Source organism: Cognataquiflexum rubidum (assembly GCF_022538115.1).
GTDB classification, from domain to species: Bacteria; Bacteroidota; Bacteroidia; order Cytophagales; family Cyclobacteriaceae; genus Cognataquiflexum; species Cognataquiflexum rubidum.
Genome location: NZ_JAKZAL010000003.1, coordinates 1 through 25718, shown reverse-complemented (window position 1 = coordinate 25718; position 25718 = coordinate 1). Strand labels below are relative to the sequence as shown.

At 39.5% G+C, this 25718-nt stretch carries 15 protein-coding genes; 1 reads left to right on the top strand and 14 read right to left on the bottom strand.

Annotated features, from left to right (window positions below; all coding sequences use genetic code 11):
- Window positions 1-2 precede the first annotated feature (2 nt).
- From MMU05_RS04350 to MMU05_RS04320, 7 genes are all read right to left on the bottom strand, one after another.
- Window positions 3-3041, bottom strand: coding sequence for a SusC/RagA family TonB-linked outer membrane protein (locus MMU05_RS04350; protein WP_241140451.1), 3039 nt, complete (start codon window positions 3039-3041; stop codon window positions 3-5).
- A 532-nt stretch (window positions 3042-3573) separates the two neighbouring features.
- Window positions 3574-4608 carry a FecR family protein gene (locus tag MMU05_RS04345; RefSeq protein ID WP_241140450.1) on the bottom strand — a complete coding sequence of 345 codons (1035 nt, stop codon included), beginning with the start codon at window positions 4606-4608 and terminating at the stop codon, window positions 3574-3576.
- A 32-nt stretch (window positions 4609-4640) separates the two neighbouring features.
- Window positions 4641-5276 (bottom strand): RNA polymerase sigma factor, encoded by a 636-nt coding sequence (locus MMU05_RS04340; protein ID WP_241140449.1) that lies wholly within the window; start codon window positions 5274-5276, stop codon window positions 4641-4643.
- A gap of 349 nt (window positions 5277-5625) precedes the next feature.
- Window positions 5626-6792 (bottom strand): iron-containing alcohol dehydrogenase, encoded by a 1167-nt coding sequence (locus MMU05_RS04335; RefSeq protein WP_241140448.1) that lies wholly within the window; start codon window positions 6790-6792, stop codon window positions 5626-5628.
- A gap of 1 nt (window position 6793) precedes the next feature.
- A complete protein-coding gene (locus MMU05_RS04330; RefSeq protein ID WP_241140447.1) occupies window positions 6794-8284 on the bottom strand; it encodes a CoA-acylating methylmalonate-semialdehyde dehydrogenase in 1491 nt (496 codons plus the stop codon).
- A gap of 53 nt (window positions 8285-8337) precedes the next feature.
- On the bottom strand, window positions 8338-9627 hold the full coding sequence (locus MMU05_RS04325) for a mandelate racemase/muconate lactonizing enzyme family protein (protein ID WP_241140446.1): 1290 nt from the start codon (window positions 9625-9627) through the stop codon (window positions 8338-8340).
- Between the two features lie 49 nt (window positions 9628-9676).
- Entirely contained in the window at window positions 9677-10765 is a 1089-nt protein-coding gene (locus MMU05_RS04320; RefSeq protein ID WP_241140445.1) for a GntP family permease, read from the bottom strand.
- 1 nt (window position 10766) lies between these two features.
- On the opposite strand from MMU05_RS04320, the gene MMU05_RS04315 reads away from it, so the two are divergent.
- A complete protein-coding gene (locus tag MMU05_RS04315) occupies window positions 10767-11096 on the top strand; it encodes a hypothetical protein (RefSeq protein ID WP_241140444.1) in 330 nt (109 codons plus the stop codon).
- An 87-nt stretch (window positions 11097-11183) separates the two neighbouring features.
- Here MMU05_RS04315 and hisD read toward each other — a convergent pair whose 3' ends face one another.
- The 7 genes from hisD to MMU05_RS04280 form a co-directional block, all read right to left on the bottom strand.
- Window positions 11184-12470, bottom strand: coding sequence for a histidinol dehydrogenase (gene hisD, locus MMU05_RS04310; protein ID WP_241140443.1), 1287 nt, complete (start codon window positions 12468-12470; stop codon window positions 11184-11186).
- A gap of 49 nt (window positions 12471-12519) precedes the next feature.
- Window positions 12520-14799, bottom strand: coding sequence for a beta-galactosidase trimerization domain-containing protein (locus MMU05_RS04305; RefSeq protein WP_241140442.1), 2280 nt, complete (start codon window positions 14797-14799; stop codon window positions 12520-12522).
- On the bottom strand, window positions 14796-16982 hold the full coding sequence (locus MMU05_RS04300) for a hypothetical protein (RefSeq protein ID WP_241140441.1): 2187 nt from the start codon (window positions 16980-16982) through the stop codon (window positions 14796-14798). Before MMU05_RS04300 ends, MMU05_RS04305 begins: the two co-directional genes overlap by 4 nt.
- 979 nt (window positions 16983-17961) lie before the next feature.
- Window positions 17962-21207, bottom strand: coding sequence for a type I restriction endonuclease subunit R (locus MMU05_RS04295; protein ID WP_241140440.1), 3246 nt, complete (start codon window positions 21205-21207; stop codon window positions 17962-17964).
- Entirely contained in the window at window positions 21204-22622 is a 1419-nt protein-coding gene (locus tag MMU05_RS04290; RefSeq protein ID WP_241140439.1) for an ATP-binding protein, read from the bottom strand. The genes MMU05_RS04295 and MMU05_RS04290 overlap by 4 nt, the downstream gene beginning before the upstream one ends.
- 33 nt (window positions 22623-22655) lie before the next feature.
- Window positions 22656-24482: an ATP-dependent helicase gene (locus tag MMU05_RS04285; protein ID WP_241140438.1), complete on the bottom strand. Its 1827-nt coding sequence runs from the start codon at window positions 24480-24482 to the stop codon at window positions 22656-22658.
- Complete coding sequence (locus MMU05_RS04280; RefSeq protein WP_241140437.1) at window positions 24469-25656, bottom strand: ATP-dependent nuclease; 1188 nt, start codon at window positions 25654-25656, stop codon at window positions 24469-24471. The genes MMU05_RS04285 and MMU05_RS04280 overlap by 14 nt, the downstream gene beginning before the upstream one ends.
- Window positions 25657-25718 lie beyond the last annotated feature (62 nt).

Below are 25718 nucleotides of genomic sequence, written 5' to 3'. Positions count from 1 at the left end.
TATCAAAATGAAATATTAATTCCAAGTATATGACTTTTTGGTATTGGGTAATCATTTATATCAACGCCCGGCGTTAAGGCTGTACCACTATTGTTTACATCAGGATTGAATCCATTATAGTCTTTACTTGCGAAAATAAACGGATTGAATGCTGTATAATACAACCTGACACCACCAAGCCCATACCTTTGAACTACAGTATTTGGAATTTGGTAAGCAAAATTGATATTGTTGATCCTCAAATAGGACCCATCCATTAGATGAAACTGGCTCCATTGCTCACGATTCCCACCTTTGGGGCCGTCATTTGGTCGCGGAGTAACCCCATCGCCAGGGTTTTCTTCAGATTGCCAATAATTCCAGTTTCTAATAACCTGTTTCATCCTTCCCCTGGTATTGGCATTCGAACGGTAAGCTTCAGCCAATATTTGGTTACCCTGTGAACCTGTCAAACTGACTGTCAGAGAAAAGTTTCCATAACTGAACCGGTTTTGCATGCCGTAGAAAAAATCTGAATAAGGTGAACCCATAACGGTTTTATCATTGGTATCAATTCTTCCATCTGGCTTACCTTCAGGACCGCTTACATCTATATATCTAATATCTCCGGGTCGAGATTGGGCGTTTCCTCCGGGATTCCATAAGGGTCCTTGATTAATTTCTTCCTGGTTCATAAAAATCCCATCGAACAAATACCCAAAAAACATCCCAATAGGTTGGCCTACCTGGGTAATGTGTGCACCACTGATAATTGGTGCATTCTCAGGGCCTAATTGCAATACTTTATTTTTATACATTGAAAGATTGAAGTCAGTAGTCCATTTAAACTTACCGTTTGTATTTACTGTATTCAATACAAACTCCCAACCCTTATTTTCTACCTCTCCTATATTTTGAAGCATATTACTGAATCCAGTGATCTGGGGAACAGGTACATTTAGCAACAAATCTGAGCTTACTGATCTCATATATTCTACTGTGAAACCAATCCTACCATTGATTATTAAAGCATCCATTGCAAAATTTGCCTGCCTTTGTTTTTCCCATCTCAGGTTTGGATTAGCCAACGATTCAGGGGCAAAACCTTGACCTGTAGGGTAATTTTGATACGTTACAGTAGGTAAATGGGCATAATTACCAATATTGTTGTTTCCGGTTTCTCCATAACTAGCCCTGAATTTGAAGTCAGTAAGAAATTTTATATCCTTCATAAAGTCCTCATCCGAAACCCTCCAAGTTGCTCCGATTGATGGGAAAACTCCCCATTTGTTATTTGATCCAAACCTGGATGAACCATCGGTCCTGATAGATGCAGAGATATAATACTTGCTGTCAAAATTATAGCTTGCCCTAGCTAAGTAAGATAATAAAGCCCATTCGTAGATTTCAGAATATCCATTTGTAATTTGACTGGTTGCATTTAATGTTTGAACCAGATTATTAGGATATAAATTACTTTCTAAATAGTTAACTTCAACCCTATCCTTCTGGGCAGTAAAACCTCCTACCGCAGAAATTGAATGTTTGTCAAATTTTTTATCATAACTTAAGATATATTCAGAAACCCAAGTTTCCGACCATGTTGTCCCATCACTGCCAAAAACGGATGTTCCAAAAAATACAGGCAGGTCAGGACGGAAATAACTATCTCTCTGGTTCTTTAGATTCCCACCTAATAAAACATTGAATTTCAAGTCATTGGTTATATCATATATCAAATTCAAATTTCCTAAAATCCTACCTTGTTTTTCTGTTTGCTGAATTTCACGTGCTATTGCAACTGGATTTGCCAAATTGGCCAATGAACTATATCCTTCGAATTTTTCATAGTCTCCATTTTCATCAAAAAGTGGAAAGTAATTGTGCATAGTCGTGGCTACCCCGATTATACTTAAGTGATTCGGTTCAGAGGCATGGCCTGAAGCTTGAACCCTATTCCTATGTACAAAGGAAGGGTTAAGATTGAAAATTACTTTTAACCTATTTGAAAGCTTGGCATCGATATTTGCCCTAAAGGAAATCCTTTCCATATCGTTTTCGATTATCAACCCATCCTGTGCAAGGTATTCTCCACTGATTGCAAACTGGATTTTATCTGTACCCCCGGTTGAAGACAGTGAATACTGAGATTGAGGGGCAGGATTTCTCAGAACATAATCTAAAGGATTTACATCATAGGTATTTCTACCTTCTAAGACGTCCATAACTTCCTGACCAACCGGTCTTCCCCAGGTTAATGGATTACCGGTAACATCACGTCCCTCATCCATGTTTCTATTTTTCATCCCATCAAAAAAATACTGGGCACTTTGTTTAGCATTCATCATTTCCCTTTGCATCATTGGGGACTGCAAACCATAGTATGCATCAAAAATTATGTTGGTCTTTCCTTCTTTTCCCCGCTTAGTAGTAACAATCACAACTCCATTTGCACCCCTAGACCCATAAATCGAAGTTGCAGCAGCATCTTTCAAAATGTCTATACTTTCTACATCATTCATGTTTAAGGTACCTATGTCCTCGGTAGGGAAGCCATCCACCACATATAATGGATTAGAACCTGCACCGATACTACCAAGACCTCTGATTGTAATCTGAGGTGCGCTTCCTGGCTCACCATCTCTTAACCTAACGTCAACTCCAGCAACTTTACCTTGAAGTGCAGCGTCCACTCTTGTAGCACTGCCATTCATTTCTGTGAGCTGGCTTCCACTTACAGAGGCAATTGAACCTGTTAAGTCCTTTCTATCTACGGTACCATATCCTACCACTACAACTTCACCTAGAGATGAAATATCCTCCATTAAAACAAGGTCAATGACTGACCTATTGCCAACATTTACCTCCTGGCTTGTAAACCCAATGAAAGAGAAAATCAATACAGCATTTTCTGGGGCCTGCAAAGAATATACCCCGTCCAAATCAGTGGTAGTACCAATTGTAGTGCCTTTGACTAAAATAGTTACTCCTGGTATGGGTCGGTTTTGTTCATCCACAACAGTACCTTTGACAATAATATCAGCAAGGACTTCAATCTGCACTGAATTCTCTTGGAGATTAGGCTTTTGTGCCTTCACATGAATATTTTCATTCACTTGAACAAAATTCAATTTTGTCTGATTGCTTATGGAAACCAAGACATCATACAAGGTTTGGTTTAATCCTACCACAGATACCTGTTGATTCAAATCAATCAAGTTATCCGTATAAGTGAATTTATACTCTGTTTTAGATTCTACTTGTTTAAAAAACTGATGAAGCGGTTTTTCTTTTATATTAAAAGAAACAATGACTTCGTCAATTGAATTGCGCTGTGCTTTACTGTTGTTAGCCAATAAGAAAGTGCATGAGAATAGTTGGATGATGAATACGTATAATATTTTTTTTGACACCATAATCAGTTGTCTCAGTACATTATTTTTCATAATTTTGAATAAGTTTAAGTGAGAACTACTTGAACATAAGCCTCTGCATCCGCTAAAATGAAAGAGGCATTAAGGGGCAGTCCTTGTTCTTACTTTGAACAGGTTCTGCCTTTTTTTTTATCCGGTTTCAGGGTTTATCTTTTTCATATTATTTTGGGTTTGTAATGGTTATTTTTTTATTTTCTATGGAAAACTTCATACCGGAGGTCAAACAGATTCCTCTCAGTACATTTTCCAACATTTCATCTTCGTATATCCCTGAATAAGTCCAGTTATTGTCAAATACTCCTTTGAATTCAACCTGAACCCCATACCATTTTTCCAGTTTTGATTTTATCTCACGTAGTGAAGCGCTTTTAAACACCAGTGTCTTATCTTTCCAGGCAATAATGTCCAGAGGATCAAATCCTGTTTTATAATAAGTTCCGCTTTGCTCAATTACCAGCATTTCCTTAGGTTCGAGGTCCACCTCTTCACCCTCTTTTGAATTCACCCTAACTTTTCCCGTTACAAGAGCGACGTATAGTGAACCGTTTTCGGATTGGTTGACGTTGAATGTTGTACCCATGACATGGATGCTGGTAAGGCCGGATTCTACATAAAAAGGCCTGGACTCTTTTTGTATTTCAAAAAATGCCTCCCCCTTTAATGTCACCCACCTTTTATCTTCGGAAAACGAAGCAGGGAATTCGATTTCACTTTCAGAATTTAGATGCACTCTGGAGCCGTCAGGCAGGTCAATGATTGACTTTTGGCCAACTGGATTGGATTTTGAAATTATTGCAATTTGAATTTCCTCTTCATTTTCGGTTCGAAAGTTGATCGCCTCGTACTGGATCCATAAGCAGAACATCAGCAAAATTGAAGCAGCTATACTTTTAACAGGGAATAAATAAAAAAAACCACCGGAATTTCTTCCCGCTTTATTTACCGGCTTGGCTTCGTCAAACTTGAGAATATTTTCATACATGTCTACATAAACTTTATCAGGAAGGTCAGGATTAATATTGTAATTGATTGACCTGATGAAATTTGCCGCCTCATAAACCACAAACCTTTTATCGGGATGTTGTTCTAACCATTTTTCCCAAAAGTGTCTGTTGTTTTCAGATGGGTTTTTGACCCACTGAACAAAAAACTCGTCCGAAATAAAATTTTCAATATCGTAGTCTTTATATTTCATATAAACTGAAATCAAGTATTTCCTTTTTTTAATTATTTCCGGACAAGGATTTCTTTTAAAGATGACAATGCCCGATAAACTATTTTTCTTGCAGATTTAACCTCACTGAATTCCATAGCAACAGATATCTCTTTATAAGACATTCCTTCCTCATACAATAACAAAATTGCCTGTCTTTGCTTTGGGGTCAGCTTTTCTAGGGCAGACCTGAGCAATTCCCTCTTTTCTTCCATATTTTCCTCATGAATCAATTTCATTTCATGGGAGAATTCTATTGAAAATGAGTTTTCAATGATATCATTTCCATGATGAATTGTAGATTTAGAACTGTTTAATTTCCTGATAATCTCCCTATAAAGGATTTTAAAAAGGTAAGATTTGATGCTCAGTACTTCATTTAACCCTCCTCTTTTTCTTCTTAGGTCGATAAATATGTTTTGGATACAATCCTGGATAAGTGACTCGTCCCTGCAGATTTGGCAACCATACTTAAACATCCTCACCACATAAGTTCTGTACAGGTAATTGAAAGCGAATTCATCACCTTTATCAAAAGCCCTCCAGATTTCCAGATCGGATTTACTTTCATAAAATTTAATGGACTCCGAATGACCAAGAAGATTGACCATTTTACTTTCTAGTTGAGGTGGTTTTGGGTTATTGATCATTGGTGTATTGGGTTTACTCGGCTTCTGTTATTAAGAGTAGGTACTTTGAAAAAATGACCCCATAATATTTTATTTTTTTTCAAATTGCTGAATATTTAAGATATAACTTAAAAAATAATCCAAATCTGATTTGGTTTACCATAACCCAGATATCCTGAGATATCACCCATGTACAAGGGAAATCACTTAATGGGATAAGAGCACATTACCCTTATCATAAGAGGGTCTTAACTTGGTTCGGATTTTGTATGATTAGGGGATACACTTGGAAGATTACGAAACTTTCAGGAGTATCCCCTGTTTTGGAGAAATGCAAATTCTTTGTGTAAAGGTGAAAAAACTTAATGCATCACCAAGCCTTTTGGTAAAGACTGATTATTTCATCCATGGTCGGGATAATAGGGTTGTTTTGGGGAGAACCAGAGGCCAAAGCATCTGATGCCATTTTCTCTAAATTTTTCTCAAACTTTACCTTTTCAATTTTTCCTGATGTTCCCAGAGTTGGGATTCTCAGTTTTTTATTTAATTTTTCCAACCCGTCAACAAGCTTAACTCCTGCCGCTTCATCAGAATCCGAATTCTGTGAAAATCCAAGTATTCTGGAAACAATGGCATACTTTTCTAAGGCACCCACCAGTGAAAATGACACCACTGCCGGCAATAGCATGGCATTTGAAAATCCATGTGCAAGATGAAAAATTGCCCCCAAAGGCCTACTCATCCCATGGACTAAACAGACACTGCTGTTGGTAAACGCCAGTCCACCTTGATAAGCTGCAATTGACATACCTTCACGAGCGGTGTTGTCTTCCGGGATTTCCCAGGCTGTAGCCAGATGTTTACCTACAAGGTTGATACAAGACATTGCCAATGGATCAGACAAAGCATTAGATTTTTTGGAAACGAAAGCTTCAATACCATGGGTTAAGGTGTCAACGCCAACAAATGCAGTCAGATCCTGAGGCATTGATTTTGCCAGATTAAAATCCACAACAGCAGCAGCCGGCATAAGATGTTTGTCAAAAATCATCATTTTGACTCCCAGTTGGTTGTCGGAAATCACAGCTACTTTTGTTGCCTCACTTCCGGTGCCAGAAGTTGTCGGAACGGCGATTACAGGAACTCCGGGATTTTTGATTTTATGGTATCCCATATATTGATTCAGAGGAGGTGGATTATGGACCAAAACGGAAATTGCTTTGGCCGCATCAATGGGGCTCCCACCACCCACTGCAACAATCATTTCTGCTTTGGAGGCAATGAAGTCTTCCAAGCCATGGTATACGTTTTCCAGACTTGGGTCAGGACTCACATCGGAAAATACTGAAGCATTAATTCCATTTGACTGTAAATCTGAAACAATAAGGTTGATCAGACCAGTCTTTACAAAATAAGTATCAGTCACGATCATCACGTTATTGACCTCAAACTCTTTAACAAGTAAAGCCAATTTCTTGATCGCTCCTCCACCTACCAATGAGGTAGCAGGAGCATTGAATTGAATAATATTTTCCATCTTACCAGCCTTGGATTCTTTGATAATTGTTATCCCATCTAGATAGGACAACTCTTTGTTTTGTGTAAAACATCACCCCCTCTGTACCCTGTACATGGAGGTCCCCATAAAATGAATCATTCCATCCCGCAAAAGGGAAAAGTGCCATCGGAGCAGGAACACCGACATTAATGCCTACCATACCACAATTGATTTTTCTGCTGAAATGTCTGGCTGCTTGACCGTTTGAGGTATAGATGGTAGCGCCATTTCCAAACGGCAACTTGTTTAACCAACTGATGGCTTCATCCAGGTTTTTGGGGGATAACATGGATAGTACAGGACCAAATATTTCATCCCTGAACAAATTCATTTCCGGGTTGATTTGGTCCAACAAGGTCGGACCTACAAAAAATCCATTTTCTGGTAAACCATTTCGGCCATCTCTCAAAATCCTGACACCGTTTTTTTCCGATTCGGAAATTACCTTCAAAATCCTACTCTTGCTCTGTCCGTCAATCACCGGACCCATATCAACATGCTCTTCGCCGGAAGTATCCCCCATTGACATTGAATCCATAACATGGATCAATCTTTCTTTTAATGGAGAAGCTATATCCCCAATCCCAACCAACAATGAACCTGCCATACACCGTTGCCCGGCACAACCAAAAGCTGCTCCGGATATGGATCTAATGGTGGCTTCAGGATCCGCATCAGGCATTACAAGTTGAACGTTTTTGGCACCGCCTCCGGCCTGAACTCTCTTGCCATGGGAAGTTGCAAGCGTATAAACATGCTTTGCAATATGCGAAGAACCCACAAAACTTACCGCAGCAATTCCGGGGTGTGTACAAAGTGCATCCACGACTTCCCTGCCCCCATGTACCACATTGAATACCCCTTCGGGCAATCCGGCTTCCAAAAATAGTTCAGCAAGTCTAATTGCTGTAAAGGGCACTTTCTCACTTGGTTTTAAGATAAAGGTATTTCCGCAAGCAATAGCAATTGGAAACATCCACATAGGTACCATTGCCGGAAAATTAAATGGGCTGATTCCTGCACAGACTCCCAGAGGTTCTTTGATTGTAACCCCGTCAATTTCCGGAGCAACCTGTGAAAGACTCTCACCTTTAAGCAAATGAGCAATACCACATGCAAATTCCACAACTTCGAAACCTCTCCGGATATCCCCTCTTGCCTCATCAAGTGTTTTTCCATTTTCTTTTGAGATAAGCCTGGCTATGGATTCAAGGTTTTGTTCCAATAAGGCTCGATATCTGAATAGTACATCTGCTCTCCTTGGGGATGGCACCTCGGACCAGGTCTGAAAAGCCTTGTGGGCTACTTTAACAGCTTCATTGACGTCTTCGGCAGTACCCATCGGCGTGACTCCTATTATTTTCCCGGTTGAAGGATTATATACCGGAGAGTTTTCATATTCATTTTTCCGGATCCAATTGTTTCCAATAATCATGCGGGCAACAGGATAATCTTTACTTTCCTGATTCATATTTTTCAGTTTTATATTTTTAATGATTTGAAAATTTTCTTTCGTCACTCCAATTACAGTTTTACTTCTTGATGCTTTGCTATGAAATCCGGATCAATGGTGATCCCAAGTCCAGGTCCTGTCGGTACCTTAATCTTACCATTTTCTATTTTCAGGGGAGAAGTGGTGCATTCAAACGGCACAATGCTCTTTAAGCCATGGGTTTCATGGTGTTCCCCTGCATTTGGAATAGCAGATACAAAATGGATGTCATAGAGATAACCCAATCCGACACCAGACATATGCGGAACACAGGATTTGCCAAAGGCATGTGCCATTTGAGCGACTTTCATTGACCTGATAAATCCTCCAAAATAAAAATTATCGGGCTGCACTATTTCAATCCCGTCATTGGCTATGAGCCATCTAAAATTGTAAAAACTATAATCCTGTTCCCCATTGGCAATAGGAATCTTCAGGCCGTCAGCTACTGATTTGATATCCTCAAAATGGTCAAACATGACCGGCTCTTCAAAATACTCATATTTGTACTCTTCCAGAATTTTCCCAACCCGTATTGCATCCGGTACATTGTAATACCCATTGGCATCGGCATACAATGCCATTTGGCTACCATAAATCTCCCTGACTTTTGGTATCAGTTTTTCGGTTTTCCCCTCTGGACCTTTGTAATAAAGCTCCTTGGTCCAGGCATGCTGGTAACCTACTTTAATCTTCAAAGCATCCACATCATATTGAGAAACAGTTTCCTGAATCAAAGCAAGATGTTCATCTAATGGTTTTTCTCTGAATTCTGTGGCGATATAAACCCCAACTTCGGGATTATGGATATCACCGATCAGGTTTCCAAGTGATTTGCCCGAGATTTTACCCATCATGTCAAGAATAGCAAATTCAATGGTGGCTATGGGTATCCCGATTGAAATACCATTGTGTCGGAAATTAAGATTATAGATATATACCCTCTCTATAATGTCATCAAGGAGTCGGGCATCTTTTCCGATAAAAAAAGGTTGCACTTTATTCAAAAAAATGGGATATAGATTTTTTAGATCTGAATGGCCAACTGAAATACCGGTAGCCCCATTTTTTTCTCTGACTAAACAAAGAAAGCTTTGTCCATATTTTAATAGGCCGATACTTTCAATAATAACCGGATCAGGGAATAATTCCCTTCTGAATACTGGTTTTGCAAGAATCTCATCCAGAATCTGATACTTATGATTGAGATCAACCAAGTTCTCCCCAGCCATAAGTTCATGGCCCGAATAAATGGGCGCCGCCCCTGCGATAAGTGTTCCGCACATTGCCTTTGAAATAAAATTCCGTCTTCCTCGATTCATTGGTTCGTTTTTATGGGTAAGAACTAGGCACTTTATCGATTATTTGATATCAGACAATTCCGAATACCATGTATAACATAATGATGAAAAAGACCCCTGCGGTCTTGATTCCGGTCATCACGAAAATGTCGCCATACGCTTGTTTATGGGTAAGGCCTGTGACAACAAGTAATGTAATTATTGCCCCGTTATGCGGAAGGGTATCCATACCCCCGCTCGCCATAGATGCCACACGGTGAAGAACCTCATTTGGAATTCCCAATTTGAGGGCTTCAGAAATATATGTTTCATGCATGGCTGCCAATGCAATGCTCATTCCACCGGAAGCAGACCCTGTAATTCCCGAAAGGACCGTTACTGTTACTGCCTCATTAATCAATATGTTATTAAAGGTTTTAGAAATCAGATCACTAACCGATTGAAAGCCAGGAAGGGCAGCGATGACGGCTCCAAATCCATATTCAGAAGCTGTGTTTAATGTGGCGAGTAATGCTCCATTGATTGAAAGATTTAAATCCGGAATAAAATTTTTCCTGATCTGGCCAAATGCAAATATGACCACAGATAGAATTCCCAAAACAAGACTGATCTGAACTGCCCAGATTGCGGTCAATTTGGAGATCTCTAAATTTTCTATATTCCCAATCCCAAATTTTGAAAAATCAAAAACGCTTCCATAATACTTTGGGATAAGGTCTGTCAGCGCTTTATTCAAAACGCCAACAATTACCAAGGGTAAAATAGCCACTAATGGCTTGGGTAATGTTTCTTGAATTTCATCGTCAGGTTCATTGATATGGTCATCGCCATAACCTTCCCCAATTTTTACAGCTTTGTTTTTTCTCCAATGCAGATAAACCAAACCTGAGAAGAAAATAAATAATCCTCCACTCAATCCAAGCCAAGGAGCTGCCCAAGAATCTGTTTGAAAAAATGAGGTTGGTATAATATTCTGAATCTGTGGAGAACCCGGAAAGGCATCCATGGTGAAGGTAAATGCCCCAAGCGCTATGGTAGCGGGAAGTAATCTCTTAGGGATATCAGCAGACCTAAAAATCTCAGCACCAAAGGGGTAAACCGCAAAAGCTACCACAAAAAGGGAGACTCCTCCATAAGTAAGGACCGCACAAACCATCACAATGGCCAGAATTGCATTGTTTTTGCCAAATACTTTTAAGGTAAATGCTGTGATAGATTTAGCAAATCCTGATATGGCTATGACTTTACCGAATATTGCCCCTAAAAGGAAAACTGCAAAATACAGTTTAATAAAATCAACCATTCGTTCCATAAAAACACCTGAAAAGAAAGGCATGACCAATTCGGGCGCCGTTAAAAAAACTGCTAAAAGGGCAGCAATCGGTGCAAATAAAATAACACTATACCCTCTATATGCTACAAAAATCAAAAAAGACAGAGAGAATAAAATAATGACAATATCCATAATGAAATTTCCAACAAAAGTTTAACATACATTTTTGCTCAAAACTAAAAGCTTGGAGGTAATCCTTATTCCAAAAAAACGGAATCACCCATCCTTAGGAAATAATTTCTTATCACAGTGTCCCAACATTGCCATACCTCCTTACCCTCAAAGCGGCCTGTTCTTTATGGCCCATAAATCCTTCCAATTCACATAACCTCATGGCATACTCACCGATTTTCAAACTTGCTTCAGGGGTACACTTTTGATAAGTACAATTCTTTAAAAATTTTCCGACCCATAACCCGCCGGTATATTTTGCTGCTTTATTGGTCGGTAAGGTGTGGTTGGTTCCAATCACCTTATCACCGTATGCTACATTTGTTTCCTTCCCTAAAAAAAGAGCTCCATAGTTTGTTAATCTTTCCAGAAAAAAATCAGGATCCTGAGTCAGCACTTCCACGTGTTCATAAGCTAATTTATCCGCTTCAATTACTGCTTCTTCCAAGTCGCTTACTATAATGATCTGCCCATTTTGCTCCCAGGCTACCCTGGCAATATCAGCAGTAGGGAGAACCAACAGTTGCTTCTCTATTTCAAGAATAGTCTCTTTGGCAAGTTTTTCAGAGGTCGTGATCAAAGCTCCCGGGGAAGAAGGACCATGTTCCGCCTGTCCCAATATATCGCAGGCTACCATTTCCGCATCTGCAGTTTCATCAGCAATTAACAAGACCTCAGTAGGCCCTGCCAATAGGTCAATCCCTACCCTTCCAAACAATTGGCGCTTCGATTCTGCCACATAGGCATTTCCAGGCCCAACTATCATATCTACAGGGTCTATGGTTTTAGTCCCAATAGCCATGGCAGCCATGGCCTGCACTCCTCCAAGAATGTAAATCTCATCAGCTCCTGCCAGATGCATGGCCACAACTGTTGCTTTTGGGATTTCACCGTTGATTGGTGGAGTGAAACCAATCACACGCTTGACACCGGCGACTTTGGCTGTAAGGATACTCATATGGGCTGATGCCACCATTGGATACCTGCCACCCGGAATGTAACAACCCACACTGTTTACAGGAATATTTTTGTGGCCGAGGATCACTCCAGGTAATGTTTCAACCTCAATGTCTCTTATGGATGCCCTCTGCAGAATGGCAAAATTGCGAATCTGTTCCTGCGCAAATTTGATATCCTCTATTACTGTTTTCTCTACCTCGTCAAAGATTTTACCTATTTGATCAGGAGAAAGCCTGAAAGATTCCGGCTTCCAGGAATCAAATTTCTCTGAATAGGTTCTGACAGCTAGGTCTCCTTGTGCTTCCACATTTCTGATTATTTCACTGACAGTTTCACTGAGATGGGTTTGCTCCTTTAGTATTTCGGAATCTGTTCTTCCTCTTTTCAACCACTTAGCCATTGTAAAATTTTGTTTGAATAAATACTTATTTAATTGGGTTGTTTTTAAATTACCCCATTGTAAAATGGAGTGAAAAATAGTCCTGTAGTTTGCTGATTTTGATTTCTAAACCTTCTCCGAATTTGTTTACCACACAATCTCCCTGACACCTCAGTACCTTATGGTCCAATAATTTCTCTCCTGGTAAATTGACCTTGATCCATATATCATGGACAGGAATCAGTGCCCTGATGGGACGGATCGGTCCTGAAGTAGTATTGACAAGAGAAAGTATGTATTGCCCCGGATGGATCAGAGAAGTAGTCAAGCCTAAATTGACACTCGGTGGGGCATTGGTATCTAAGGGTATTTGGTTCCCAACTAGATATTGGATCGCCCTAGCAAGAAGATTTCTTGGATCAGCGTGACCAATCACATGGCTTATTAAATCGGGCTGGTTGGCGAAATAAATCACTTTTCCCTCCCCATACTCATTTTCAGTGATCGTTGGATATTCTGTAGAAAAATCCTCAACCCATGATTTGTCCGGTGGCTGGTTTTGAATGGTAGGAACCCACGTACATACCACTTTGGTATTGGGCATCGGCTTACAGAGTGTGGTATGGGCTGCATTAAACAACAATTCTGTTTCACTACTATCCGCAGATACCAAAGGATGTCCTTTATCCAGAATGAATTGGTAATTGTCACTCTTTGTATTGACCCTTTTTCCTGCATAATTGACACCAAGAACTTCACTCAGCCCATAGTTTTCAAGTTCATTTCCTTTTTCATCGAATAAACTGGAAGCATATGTTGCGATCAGATTACCTCCATTTTCCACAAATTTTTTAAATAGAGTGACCTCCTTCTTGGAGATGCATTTGACATTGGGAAGGATGATCAGTTTGTATTTTTGGAATTTTTCTTCCGAAAAATGGTCATCAATGAGAAAATCATGGGGTATGTGATTTTCCATCAAAACTGTTTCAATCCCTCTGATTTCATTGCCGTAGGCGTCTTCATCCTCAGCTTTTTTTCGGTAAGATTCCCTTGTGGAATTGGAATAATAAATCCCGATATTGGAATGAGGAATATGCTGCTCCAACAATACTTCATTTTCCTTTACAAAATTGTAGGCCTCAGTTTCGTTATAAGCATTTCTATTGTCATGGCTCAAGGTTGGAACATTGGTAAAATAACAGTTCCAAAAACGTCCACCTACCGATAGAATCTGCCAAAGCCAAATTTTCAGGTCTATAGATGGATCAGCCACCAATCGGTGAGAAGTTCCATTGCCTCCGTACATCACCACTGCCTCTCTATCCGGCACCATGGATTTCAAAAATTTGATGATTGTGGTCCCGTAGTTGAGATCAAAATAATACTTATCCGCCCCATGACCGGTCAAAAAAGCCACACTTACCAGGATATCGAAATGATCCCTGGCATTATCAAATCCCAAACCCCAGTCTAAGTTCTGCCCAACATCATAAATACTGAAAATCTCTGCAGTATACACTTTGTCATCTCCGAATGATTTGACAGTATTTTTGATCCTTTTCATATAACCGTCAGCCTCAATCCTTTTCCAAACCATGTATTCACTGATTTCTTCAGGAGGAGCCTGTCTGCCGGGAAGAGATTTACCTGAAAATTTATGGAATGACTCCCGGCATGGTTTACAATAGCAAATCCCGTTGAACCCCGGTGAGTTATGCCAGATACCATCTACCTTGTAGTTTTTGAGTACATAGCTGACATAGTCATTGGCATAGTCATTTCTGTGTTTTCCAAGATAGCAGGAAGCGTAAAGCTGGGGTTTTGTGTAGGTTAATTTGACAGGTTCTCCATTGATATCCTTGATGAACCAGTCGGGGAATTTTTGGTAAATATGTTCTTCAACACCCCTAAAGTCAATTCTTGCGATAACTTTAATTCCTTCTTTGTGACAGGCTTCAGAAATCTCTCTCAAAACATCCCTATCCCCCATTTCTTTGTTGATATTACCCGCAGACAATGGGTTTTGGAAAAAATCTACAATCCCTCCTGCATTTACGCAAAGTGTATTGTAACTCCCTTTTTTGAGGTATTCCACTACTTTGGCAGCATTATAATTCCTCGCATCAATCTCCCGTAAAACTGTATGCATGATCCTGACAGGTTTATGGTACCATTGGGGATCAACCGGTTTATTTGATTTGTTATAAATATTGGCAGCCGCAAAAGAAGGGCTTAATATCATTCCTCCTGCTACTACGCTGCCCAGCTGAATGAAATTTCTTCTGCTCAGACCAAATTCCTTAGATCCTTCCGAGACGTCCGGGATTCTTATTTCATTATTTTTCATTGATTTGATTTTGAGTCCACTGCAATCTGAATATCTCTCTCGACCTGAGGCCTAAGGAGTTCCCATGAAAATTCTTGGAAGTTTTCTCCATACCTCTGGGTACTGACATGGGGGGTAGGATTATACCGGTCTTTGGTGAATTTTATGACCTGATCCCAATGCCCAAGACATTTTTCCAAAAGATCAATAGCCAGTTTTTTCTTTTCAAGATCTCCGGTATTTCTGAATTGCTGCAGTGCAACTCCGGCCCTCAATTTGTCCGCAAAATAGATCCCCAAGTAACTCCAGGTGGAGATATCGTCTAATTCAGATATAAGGGCGCCGGAATACTCATTTGTATGGGCATATAGCGGCACTACCAATTCCAAAGCTTTCCTGCTTTCCTTTTCGGAAGTTTCGGCCAATGCGAGTGGGGTTATTTGGTGGCTTTCAATTTTTTCATTGTTCTTTAATTTCAAAGCATAATCAACTATGGAGATCATGTCAGGATCCAAAGTTTCATGGTTGATCAGTTCATCGATGGATATGAAAGGAGATGACCTGTCAAACCATTTGGTTCGAGAAGAGGGTTCTGCTTCGATGAAACCTTCCGAGTAAAGTGTATAATCCCAGGTTGACCTGTAAAAAGATGCCAATCTTAAGGGCATGTTACTTGCCAGTTTATAAGCTTCTAACAGAGGAAGTCCCATACCCTTCCCATACCTTAATTCAAATTGGTTGATAAAATAACTGTCAGGAGTATCCGGCTGAAAAAGCAGCCTGCCCCAGGTTTTATAAAACATCCATTGTTTTTCAAAAGCATACTGCCAGGTTTTGATAGAAGATGGTTTGTGCGAATAATCCATTGCAGGAATGTATCCCTCAGAACCAATGAAGTAACCGTTTACAAATTCTTTGGAATTCTCTTTGATATGGGCACGGATAAAGTCAGGCTGCCCCCACCTTAGAATGAAAAAGTCTTCATTTCTTACCATCCATTGGATTTTGTAATTCTTGGGTAAAGGGTTCCAAAACCTTTCATCGAGTTCTCCTGAATGATAATCATGGGTAATGGCTAGCTTGGGGGTGGAATGACCATGGGACCAATTGAATTTGATTTCCACCAAAGCCGGTTCTTTAAGATCCGCCCTGTCTATCAATTCTCTCATGGCAATCGGATCTCCTGCCAGGACAGATCGGTGGATGAATTTGACAGGCCTTTTAGCAGCTTTCATACCTGCGACAAAAGTCTCTTCAATCCAGTCTTCCCTCTTTTGTGGGGTCATCTCCTCCTCACCAAAATTCCCCATCCAATCCGCCAATGTGACTCCGATGCCTGTCAGGTCCTCATATTCATTGATCAATTGGGTCACAGATTCTTTCGTGTAGTTTTTTACAACATCCGAAAGATCATTGTACTCTTTGACTCCATAAGCTTCTGCAAATTCGGGTGATACCACAATATTCCAGTTGATTACAAAAGTCTGTATTCCCCTTAATTTGGCCATCCTAAAAAGTGTCTTCCAAAAAGTCTTCCATTCGGCCATTTCATCTTGGTTGAAGGGAGTGGCTTTAGGGTAATTTGTTGAAGTGATCATAAATGGAAAAGGATGGTTATTCCATAGAGAAAGGACATTTAAACGGTTTTCAACCATCATGTCCAGAAATTTTTCCCAAAAGGCTATATCCCTACTGGTATGCGTATGTACTTCTGTCGCCAGACTGGTTCTATAAGGAGACCAGGGAAGATTGAATTTGACTATCCGATATTCAAATGCAGGATTGACAACTTTATCTGTGATACCAATTAACTCCCCGTTTAACTGAAAGTGTTCCTTTAATTCCAGCAGTGCGTATGCCGCTCCGCTTTGTTCAGCTGCAAGGATGAAAAGCGTTCCTTCTTGCCTTTTAAACCGATAGCCTTCCGAATTCAGACCCTCAAAATCAACCCCTTGGACCTTACCTTCATATTGGGTCCGAATATCACTTTGGACCAATACAACAAGATCAGCTGAACCCGAACTATTATTGATGTCACTGACCTCCATCTTTTTCCCCTGATAAAAAAGCTCACTTTTGAGGTTATCCACCACAAATGCTATTTGCTCCAACCGGGTATTATAGGCAATGGAAATAGTCTCCTTGCAGTAGCCTAATGAAATGTTTATCATTAGGAAAATGATAATCAAGTATGGTTTTTTCATCAAAATCTAATCTTGTTTTCTTTTAAAAATCATTTCAATTATTTTTTGGAACCCCGCACAATACGAGGAACAAAGCTTATTCTGTTATCTTGGATTACTCAATAATAAGAGTCGTCATTTACTGAGAATGACCCCATAAAATTTTAAAAAAATAATAGTTTTATTTGATTTGATAAATGGAAACTTACATGGCAAAACGTTCCTTATCCTCTAAAGGCATTACCTTGAGTCCATTGGGGAGTTTAAGCTTTAAACTCAATTACAAGTGTTTTCTTCAGGATGATAGGCAAGGCAAACCGATTGAAATAAGGAGGAAGATCCTGCAACAACTGTAGGCATCATCTAAATCCTGCTCATCCTTAGTCCTGCTTTAGCTTTATGTAATTTTTTTGGATGGTTCAAATGTCCGAATCACTTAAGGAAGTTTCTTACACCATCAAATAAAAACTCTTTTCCATTTCTGCTTGTTGGAACGGAATCAGATTATTAATATGATGATATTGTTTTTGAAACCTTCCCACAGGGGTGGAATTAAAAATCACTCCCGGCGTTTAGTAAAATAGTCCTAGCCCCGGGCATGTTGCTACTCTGCTTCTGAAATTCTATAAATTCCCATGCACCGCCGCTCCGGGATAAAATGGCGGGTTCTTAGGTCCCGATTATTATCGGGATCGGTCACGAATTTTCTAAAGTGAAAAATCCTCATTACCGAAATGGGAGGGAGAACCTCCTATGTCTCCCCCTTAGACCGACAGTCCGCCGCGGCGGACTGAAAAATTATTTACCCCGTGCAAGGTGCTCCCCCGATTTTCATACTCAATCAAATTCCCATGCACCGCCGCTCGGGGATAAGAAACCGGCCGTTGGTTTTATTTCGGTCACGGATTTTTTAAATAGAAGAATCTTAATTACCGAAATGGTTGGAGCATCCTCCTATTTCGAATGAAAAAATCTGAATATTCTCTGTTATTCCCATCCTTTACCTCCCCTGATTCTTTTTAAAATTCTCCGCCTGCTCAAAAATCTCCACATACACTTCATCTCTCTCTACAGGGGGATAGCCAAATTCATCCAGCAACAAAATCAACCCAACCTTCAAGGCTGACTTGATATCGTCCCGTTTATTCCAATCCGGGAACTTGGCCTGCCCATCCACAAGGTCTTTCACTGCCTTAGCCAATTCTATCAGTTTTTCCTCAGGATAGTTGAAGTCATATTTCACACACAATTCCTTCAGGATATCGTAAAATGCCTTTTCCTCAAAGTCAATTCCCAAAGCATCTCCGGCAGAAAATTCCCTGTGAACTTCCCAAATCATATTGGTAAGCGCTTCTGCCATTTCCTCATAAACCTCACTTCTCAAAATATCTGCTTCATCCCTGAGATTGTATCGGTCCACCAGGTCCTGCATTTTTTTGCTGAAGTCAATGCCTTTGACCCGGTTTACCTTTTTCATTTCCTTGATCACTTTGGCAAGGAGCTGCTGTAGCAATTTGATTTTAGTATTAGGCAACTTGATTTTGTCAATCTTAGCCAGGTAATCTTCATCAAAAATATCCTGCTCGGTTTCTTCCTCATCCCCGAGTTTGAATATTTCTTCCACCCCATCACTTTGGAGGGCATCTTTGATCATTTCCCTCACCTTGGCATTCATTTGGGCGGTATCGGGAGCATTGCCTTTGGTCAGTTTGAAGACGATAGACCTCACCGCCAGATAGAAATGGGTATAGTCTCTTTCTGCCTGTTTCAATTGTTCACTTCCTGCACAGATATCATAGGCAGCCTTCAACCGCTTCACCAAACCCATAAACCGTGTCTCAAAATCCTTTGTCTTTTGCACAAATTCAGCTGCCAAATTCAAAGTATGCAATTGCTGAATGGTGGTTCCATTGAAATACTTGGAGCTGTCAAAAGTGTGTAGCAGTTTAGCCAAAAGGTCTAAATGATTTCTGACGATAATAATGGATTCGGCAATGTCCTCAAAGTTGTCTTTGTCGCCTTCACTGTATTGCTTCAAAGCCAGATTCATTTGCTTTTTGATGCCGATGTAATCCACCACCAAGCCTTTGTTTTTTCCTTCAAACTTGCGGTTTACCCTTGAAATGGTCTGAATCAGGTTATGCCTCTGAATCGGTTTATCAATATAAATGCTATCCAAAAACGGCACATCAAATCCTGTCAGCCACATATCCACTACGATAGCGATCTTGAAGTTGGACTTTTCATTTTTGAATTGCCTGTCCAGTTCCTTTCGGTGATCGGAGGTACCGAGTAAATTGTACAAATCTTCCTCATCATCTTTGCCCCGGGTCATGATCATTTTTATGCGCTCGATGGGTTTCAGTTCCCTCAGGTCCTTATCGCTAAGAACTTCTCCCTCTGCTGCTGCCAATACCTCATTCCACTCAGGCCGTAAGGCTATGATATTTTTATACAACTCATAGGCGATTTCACGGGTGCTGCAGACAAACATGGCTTTTCCCTTGACAGTCGAACCTTCGGAAACCCTGTTTTCATAGTGGGTTACAAAATCCTCAGCAACAGCTTGCAAACGGGCAGGATCACCGATGATGGCATACATCTGCGCCATTTCTTTTTTGCTTTGCTCTATCTGATTTTCATTGCTCCCGACTTCGGCACACTTGGCGTAATAAGCCTCAATCTCTTTGAGTTTGGAATTGTTCAGCAATACCTTGGCCGCACGACCTTCATATACAATCCTTACCGTGATTTCATCTTTCACCGATTCTGTCATCGTGTAGGCATCCACCACCTTGCCAAAAACATCAAGGGTTGCATCAATGGGTGTCCCAGTGAAACCTACAAAAGTGGCATTGGGCAAGGAATCGTGTAAATACTTGGCGAAACCAAAAGTCTTGGTAACTCCCTTCTCAGTTACTTTTACTTTTTGGTCCAAATTCACCTGACTGCGGTGCGCTTCATCGGAGATGCAGATTACATTGGTCCGATCTGTCAGCAATAAGGTATCTTCTGTAAACTTGTGGATGGTAGTTAAAAAAACGCCACCGCTTTGCCTCCCTTCCAATAACTCCCGGAGATTGGCCCTGCTTTCCACACTGATGATGGTATTGTCCCCGATAAATTTCTTGGCATTGGTAAACTGCCCCGCAAGCTGATCATCCAGGTCGGTGCGGTCGGTAATCAGCACAATGGTCGGACTCTCAAAATATTCACTCTTCATCAGCAACCGCGTGAGATAGAGCATGGTGAAACTCTTTCCGCAACCAGTGGCCCCAAAATAAGTCCCTCCCTTTCCGTTACCATGGGGTTTTTGCGCCAATTTTATATGGTCATACAATGCCCTAGCTGCATAATACTGCGGGTAGCGACAGACAATTTTCTCGTTTTTCTTGGAGCTGTCAGGGATGTAAATAAAGTTGCGGAGGATATCCCGAAAACGCTTCTTATCAAACATGCCCTGAACCAACGTGTACATACTGTCGATGCCGTCCACCTCTTTGGCCAATCCGGCAACCCTACGCCAGGCATAGAAAAACTCATAAGGAGCAAAGAAAGAACCAGCTTTGTTATTTGCCCCGTCACTGAGAACACAAAAAGCATTGTATTTAAACAGCTCAGGAATGTCTCTGCGGTATCGGACTGTCAATTGCTTAAAAGCATCGTACACGGTAGCCTCTTCACGGATAGCACTTTTAAATTCGATGACTACCAGAGGTAGTCCGTTCACATACACAATGCCGTCCGGGATGCGTTTTTCCGATCCGAAGATTTCAAATTGGGTGACAAACTTATAGATGTTGTTGTCTTTATGATACGTGGCTGTGGTATCATCATAGCTTACATTCTTTTCGAAAAAGTCACCGGCTATGGATATCAGGTCAATTGCATCCGCTTGGCGTTGGCTATCCAAGCCGCTGTAATCAATCAGTTGGATATAAATGTCCTTTTGGCTGCGGTCTTCTCTTTTCAGGATAAAGCCATCCGAAAGCATCCTCAAAAATGTTTTGTTGCTTTCATACAGGTCGGAGGAGGAAAGGGATTTGAGTTGGAGAACAATGGATTTGGTTTCGTTCACCGTGATGCCTTGAGTGCTGTATTGCTCCAAAAGAAAGCTTATCAAATCATCCTCAATCAAGACCTCCTCAGGTGGCCGGGAAAGGGTAATGCCCAAATGATGGGGATATCCTTCCATCCCCAACAACTCGGTAAATGCACTTTCCAACTTTCCTTCAGTGAATTTCATTGGCTCAAAACGTTTTTCCCTCTTTCTGTTAATATGTATCGCTGTTTGCTGCTTTTGGGCTTTTCGGGTATGGTTAATGCAACAAATTCCAGGTCAATGGCAGGTTGTAAATAAGCTTTTCGGAAATGCTCTCTGTTAGCCAAACCAAGTTTCTCCTGTAGTTCCTGACGGTTATGGGTACCTTCAAACACCTCAAGCAAATTCCTGACTTGCGTGGTGACTTGCGTGGTGACTTGCGTGGTGACTTGCGTGGTGACTTGCGTGGTGACTTGCGTGGTAGAGACATCCCTTTGGGTTCCCTTTTGAGCTTCTTCTACCAAACGACTGAACAGTGTGATTTCGATACCGCCATTCATCTCCCTGATCTCAGGCTCAGGCAAACCTGCTTCTTTACAAGCATTTATAATTTTCAATGTACCTCGACCCCAAGTTTCGATATAACCGGCCATAAAACAGGCTTTGGCTATTTTCGGATTACGTGGACGTGAGTTGTGTTCCTTTTTTAAATCTTCCAGACTCAAGCCATGAGGAAGCAACCCTTCATTCCAAATAGACAGCCTATCGTCAAATACCCGTAATTGAATATGAGCCCCCATATAAGTTCTGTGCACTAGGGCATTGAGCAGCATTTCCCGCAGTGCGGCCAAGGGGTATGCGTCTTTTTCTACCCGCTGCATCCCAACAAAGTCTACCGGGCGGATTAAAAATTTATGATGAAGCTGTGTTTGAACCTCATCCAACATCTGAATCAGATTGCCTTCAATTACTTCTTGAAACCGCAAATCTGTAGCGTCTTCGCCAAAACGTCCAATTCTTACTTCTACATTGGGATAAAACTTTCCCGGATGCTTACCAAACAGTAAAATAGCAGCCCTTTTCAATTTTTTCCCTTCGGTAAGTTGAAGCTTCTCCAGGATTTGAAGCACCGAAAGCCCCTTAGTGATTGGTATTCTACTCTTTTCTTGACTATCAGATATGAATTTAGCAATACTATCTTCATCAATGTCTTTTATTGAGGCTCCTTCCTCTACAACATCATCCCAAGTTTTTCCGGCTTTTTTGAGCAAAAATTCGTTGAGTTCTACACCTGTCAATTCCATTTTGGTACTACCAGTGCGATAATAGTATCTGCCCCGAAGCGAAACGGGCACCGAATAGGGGTTTACCTTTATTTCAATGAATTTCTTTCCGGTTTCTTCCTGCAAATTGATGTCACAGATAATGCCCATCGTATTGCGGATTTTATTGGGGATATCTTCCAATAACTTTTGATAATCCGGCAGATCAACCACATTGCCTTTATCATCTTTGCCAATATAAATGGTGCCGCCAATGGCATTGGCAAAACCACATACCCATTTTAGGTAGTCATCGTGCCAACTTTGTTTCCATTCTATGTTTTGGCGTTCGCTCATTTAGCTTTCCAATTTTCCTTCAGTGAATTTCATTTATAAAAATGGCTTTAAGAATCTAGAAATTGTTCTTGACTTATAGTCTCCCCAAGGCATTAATCGTTTTTTAGGATAGGAAACATAGAGAAATCGCCTAGCCCTTGTAAATGCAACATAGATGTTATTTTTTTCTTGTTGCAATTCTTCATCTCCTTTATTCACAGCTCTAAAATCAGGAAATGTACCATCATCCATTCCGATCAAAAAAACTATGTCACTTTCTTGGCCTTTCATTGTATGAACGGTACTTAAACAAATTCCTTTTTCTTTACTACTTAAGTTGTTGGTCAATCCAAGAGCAATTGCTGATTTAAAACCTTCTAAAGTGGGCTTAATATTTTGTTTTTTATATTGAATAAGTTGATTTGAGAATTCATTTAACTCATCTATAGTCATTTTCTTTTCATCATCCTCTAAATCTGTAGTTTCGAATAAAGACCTTAAAGCTTCAATTATTAAATGGAAGCTGTCTATCGTTGCCTCATTTACAATCTCCATTATATGAGAAGCAAAGGGGAATTTCGATGTATTAATTTCACTTGAATTATAAATATCATTTACCTTCAAAAGATCTTCAAGCCGCTTTTGATGAAGTTTATCTAGGGGATTTATTTTTACTCTTAAAAACAAATCAAAAATTTTCATTGAAGGTGAACTGAACTTAATGCCTGTGTTGCCAGACTTATAGAAAAATGGAATGTCGCTGTTGATTAATGATTGTTCTATTTGTTTAAATACAAACTTATTTCGGGCAAGTATTGATATTTTATCATAGATAATCTCCCCTTCGATATCCTGGTGATATTTAAGGTTAATTAGTTCGCTTACTTTGTTTAGGACAAATTCCGTTTCGTCAAATTCAGATTGAGCAGGATATATCTCAAATATTCCATTGATAACATAGTTTAAGGGCTCTACTTTTAAACCCATTAAAATGTTTGATGCTTCAATTACCGATTTTGAGCAGCGATAGTTTTCATTTAGGGTAATTTCTTGAGCATTAAAATCCGCAACAAAATCTTCTTGCATATAGGATGATGCAGAACCATTAAAACCGAATATGGATTGGTTAGGATCGCCTACCATCATTACATTTCTAATAACGGTTCCGCAGAAAGATTTTAAGAAGTAGTACTGTAATTTATTTAGATCTTGGCATTCATCAATACAAACAAAAGTGTATGCCTTACGGTAAAGGTTTGCAACTGATTCATTGTTGGTAAATAGTTCATAAACTAATCTAATAATATCATCAAAATCAATCGCATTATTAGATTTCAATATATCTTGATAGGTTTCAAACAAATATTTATATTCATCATTTTCTGAATTTTCAGCCAATTCTTCTGGTGTTAATACTTCTCTTTTAACTGTTGCGATGAACTGTAAAGCGTTAAATGTATATTCATTTTTCTTCTTTGGTTCAAGATCATTATAAATTGTTTCAAAGTATGGAACCGATTTTATGGCCTGTTTTATCAGTTCGATCCTATCTGAATCATCCTCAAATATGTGAGGCATTCTATTGTATCCCAAAAGTTTAAACCTGAGTTCGAGTATAGATTGGCAGAAACTATGAAATGTGCCTACAAAAACATTTTTCTTTATTTTTTCACTTGAACCTAAGCGTTCTCTTATTTCGTTAGCCGCTTTGTTAGTAAATGTTATAGCTAATATATTTCCATCTATTGTTTCAGATAGTCGCTTTATTCTTTCAGTTAATACTCTAGTTTTTCCGCTTCCTGCACTTGCTAAGACCAGGAAAGCCCCTTCATTTAAACCAACAATATTTTGTTGGTTTGGTGATAAATTAATCTGTGTCATTCGAAGTAGGATTTAAAATTAAACTCACCTTATCAAAAAGTTCAATAATTTTTGATGGTAAGGGCTTTTCAGATTTATATAACTCATATCCAATTAAAGGAGCAAATTGAGTTTTAATATTTGATATAAGGTCATAATAATTGGAATCAGGAATTCGATCTAGTTCTCTTTGCTTTGCTTCTTTATGCCTATCATTTTCACATTCTGATAAAATCAAATGGTGATAAGCCCTCTTCACTTCTTCAATATATCCATTTTCACAAAGCTCCTTTTCAAAGTCATTATTAGGATTAAGGAAAACAACCCTATTTATATCATTTAATTTTGATTTTGATATTTGATTTGTCACTGTCGCATTAGCTTCAGCTTCATTGTCACTAAATATTAAATAAGGAATGTTAAAAGCTTCAAAAAATCTTATAAAAGGAAGGTAATTTCCAGAGCCTCCAACTCCAATAAAATCCACGCCGAGCTCTATGGGACTTTTACTAAAATGGCGTTGAATAGTTATTGGCAAAGCTTGTTCCTCTGTTTCACCCTCAAACATGATAACTAACCTAGAAAAAAATAATTCACCTCTAGTATTAATTACCTGACGATAAATTTTTCTTATATCTTCTTTTTCGAAATCTGATTCAATTAATTTTCCTATAGTATTATTTAATAAATCCCTACAGACACTTCTTACTTCTTTCAGATTTGCACTACCTGCAATGTAACTTGAATGAGTTGCAACTATTTTTTGACCTACGATAGAATCAATCTGTGAATACAGTTTCTTTTGCGCGTTTGGGTGTAAATGTGATTCAGGCTCTTCAATTGCAATTACAGGAAAATAAGCGACTTGATTTTGATTAGATAAATTCATACTCTGCAAAATAAAAGCTTTCAAAATAAGTAAAGAAGACCAGCTTCTTGTTCCCATACCGTGATACTCCATTGAAAATTGAGAATAATTAATTTTCACACCTTTATTAAGGTCTCTAATTTTTTTTGTAAATGGAGTAATATCAACAGTATTGTTAGGATTATCCATAGCGGTATCTAATTCCTCCAACGTTCTTTGAAGGTTAGTTAAGATTTCACTTTTCTCAATAGTTTCTTTGTTTAATTCTTTTATAAGATTTTCAATTTTTTCTTTGTCTGCTTGATTATATATTATGTATATCCGCAATGATACCAGTGGCCAAATAAATATAAAGTGACAGCTAGTGACAATCGTTATTTGTTAAAGAT

Coding starts and splice junctions, on each gene's coding strand:
- MMU05_RS04345 (WP_241140450.1), bottom strand. CDS start 4,608: ATGAAATATAAAGACTACGATATTGAAAATTTTATTTCGGACGAGTTT.
- MMU05_RS04340 (WP_241140449.1), bottom strand. CDS start 5,276: ATGATCAATAACCCAAAACCACCTCAACTAGAAAGTAAAATGGTCAAT.
- MMU05_RS04335 (WP_241140448.1), bottom strand. CDS start 6,792: ATGGAAAATATTATTCAATTCAATGCTCCTGCTACCTCATTGGTAGGT.
- MMU05_RS04330 (WP_241140447.1), bottom strand. CDS start 8,284: ATGAATCAGGAAAGTAAAGATTATCCTGTTGCCCGCATGATTATTGGA.
- MMU05_RS04325 (WP_241140446.1), bottom strand. CDS start 9,627: ATGAATCGAGGAAGACGGAATTTTATTTCAAAGGCAATGTGCGGAACA.
- MMU05_RS04315 (WP_241140444.1), top strand. CDS start 10,767: ATGGCCAGAATTGCATTGTTTTTGCCAAATACTTTTAAGGTAAATGCT.
- hisD (WP_241140443.1), bottom strand. CDS start 12,470: ATGGCTAAGTGGTTGAAAAGAGGAAGAACAGATTCCGAAATACTAAAG.
- MMU05_RS04305 (WP_241140442.1), bottom strand. CDS start 14,799: ATGAAAAATAATGAAATAAGAATCCCGGACGTCTCGGAAGGATCTAAG.
- MMU05_RS04300 (WP_241140441.1), bottom strand. CDS start 16,982: ATGAAAAAACCATACTTGATTATCATTTTCCTAATGATAAACATTTCA.
- MMU05_RS04295 (WP_241140440.1), bottom strand. CDS start 21,207: ATGAAATTCACTGAAGGAAAGTTGGAAAGTGCATTTACCGAGTTGTTG.
- MMU05_RS04290 (WP_241140439.1), bottom strand. CDS start 22,622: ATGAGCGAACGCCAAAACATAGAATGGAAACAAAGTTGGCACGATGAC.
- MMU05_RS04285 (WP_241140438.1), bottom strand. CDS start 24,482: ATGACACAGATTAATTTATCACCAAACCAACAAAATATTGTTGGTTTA.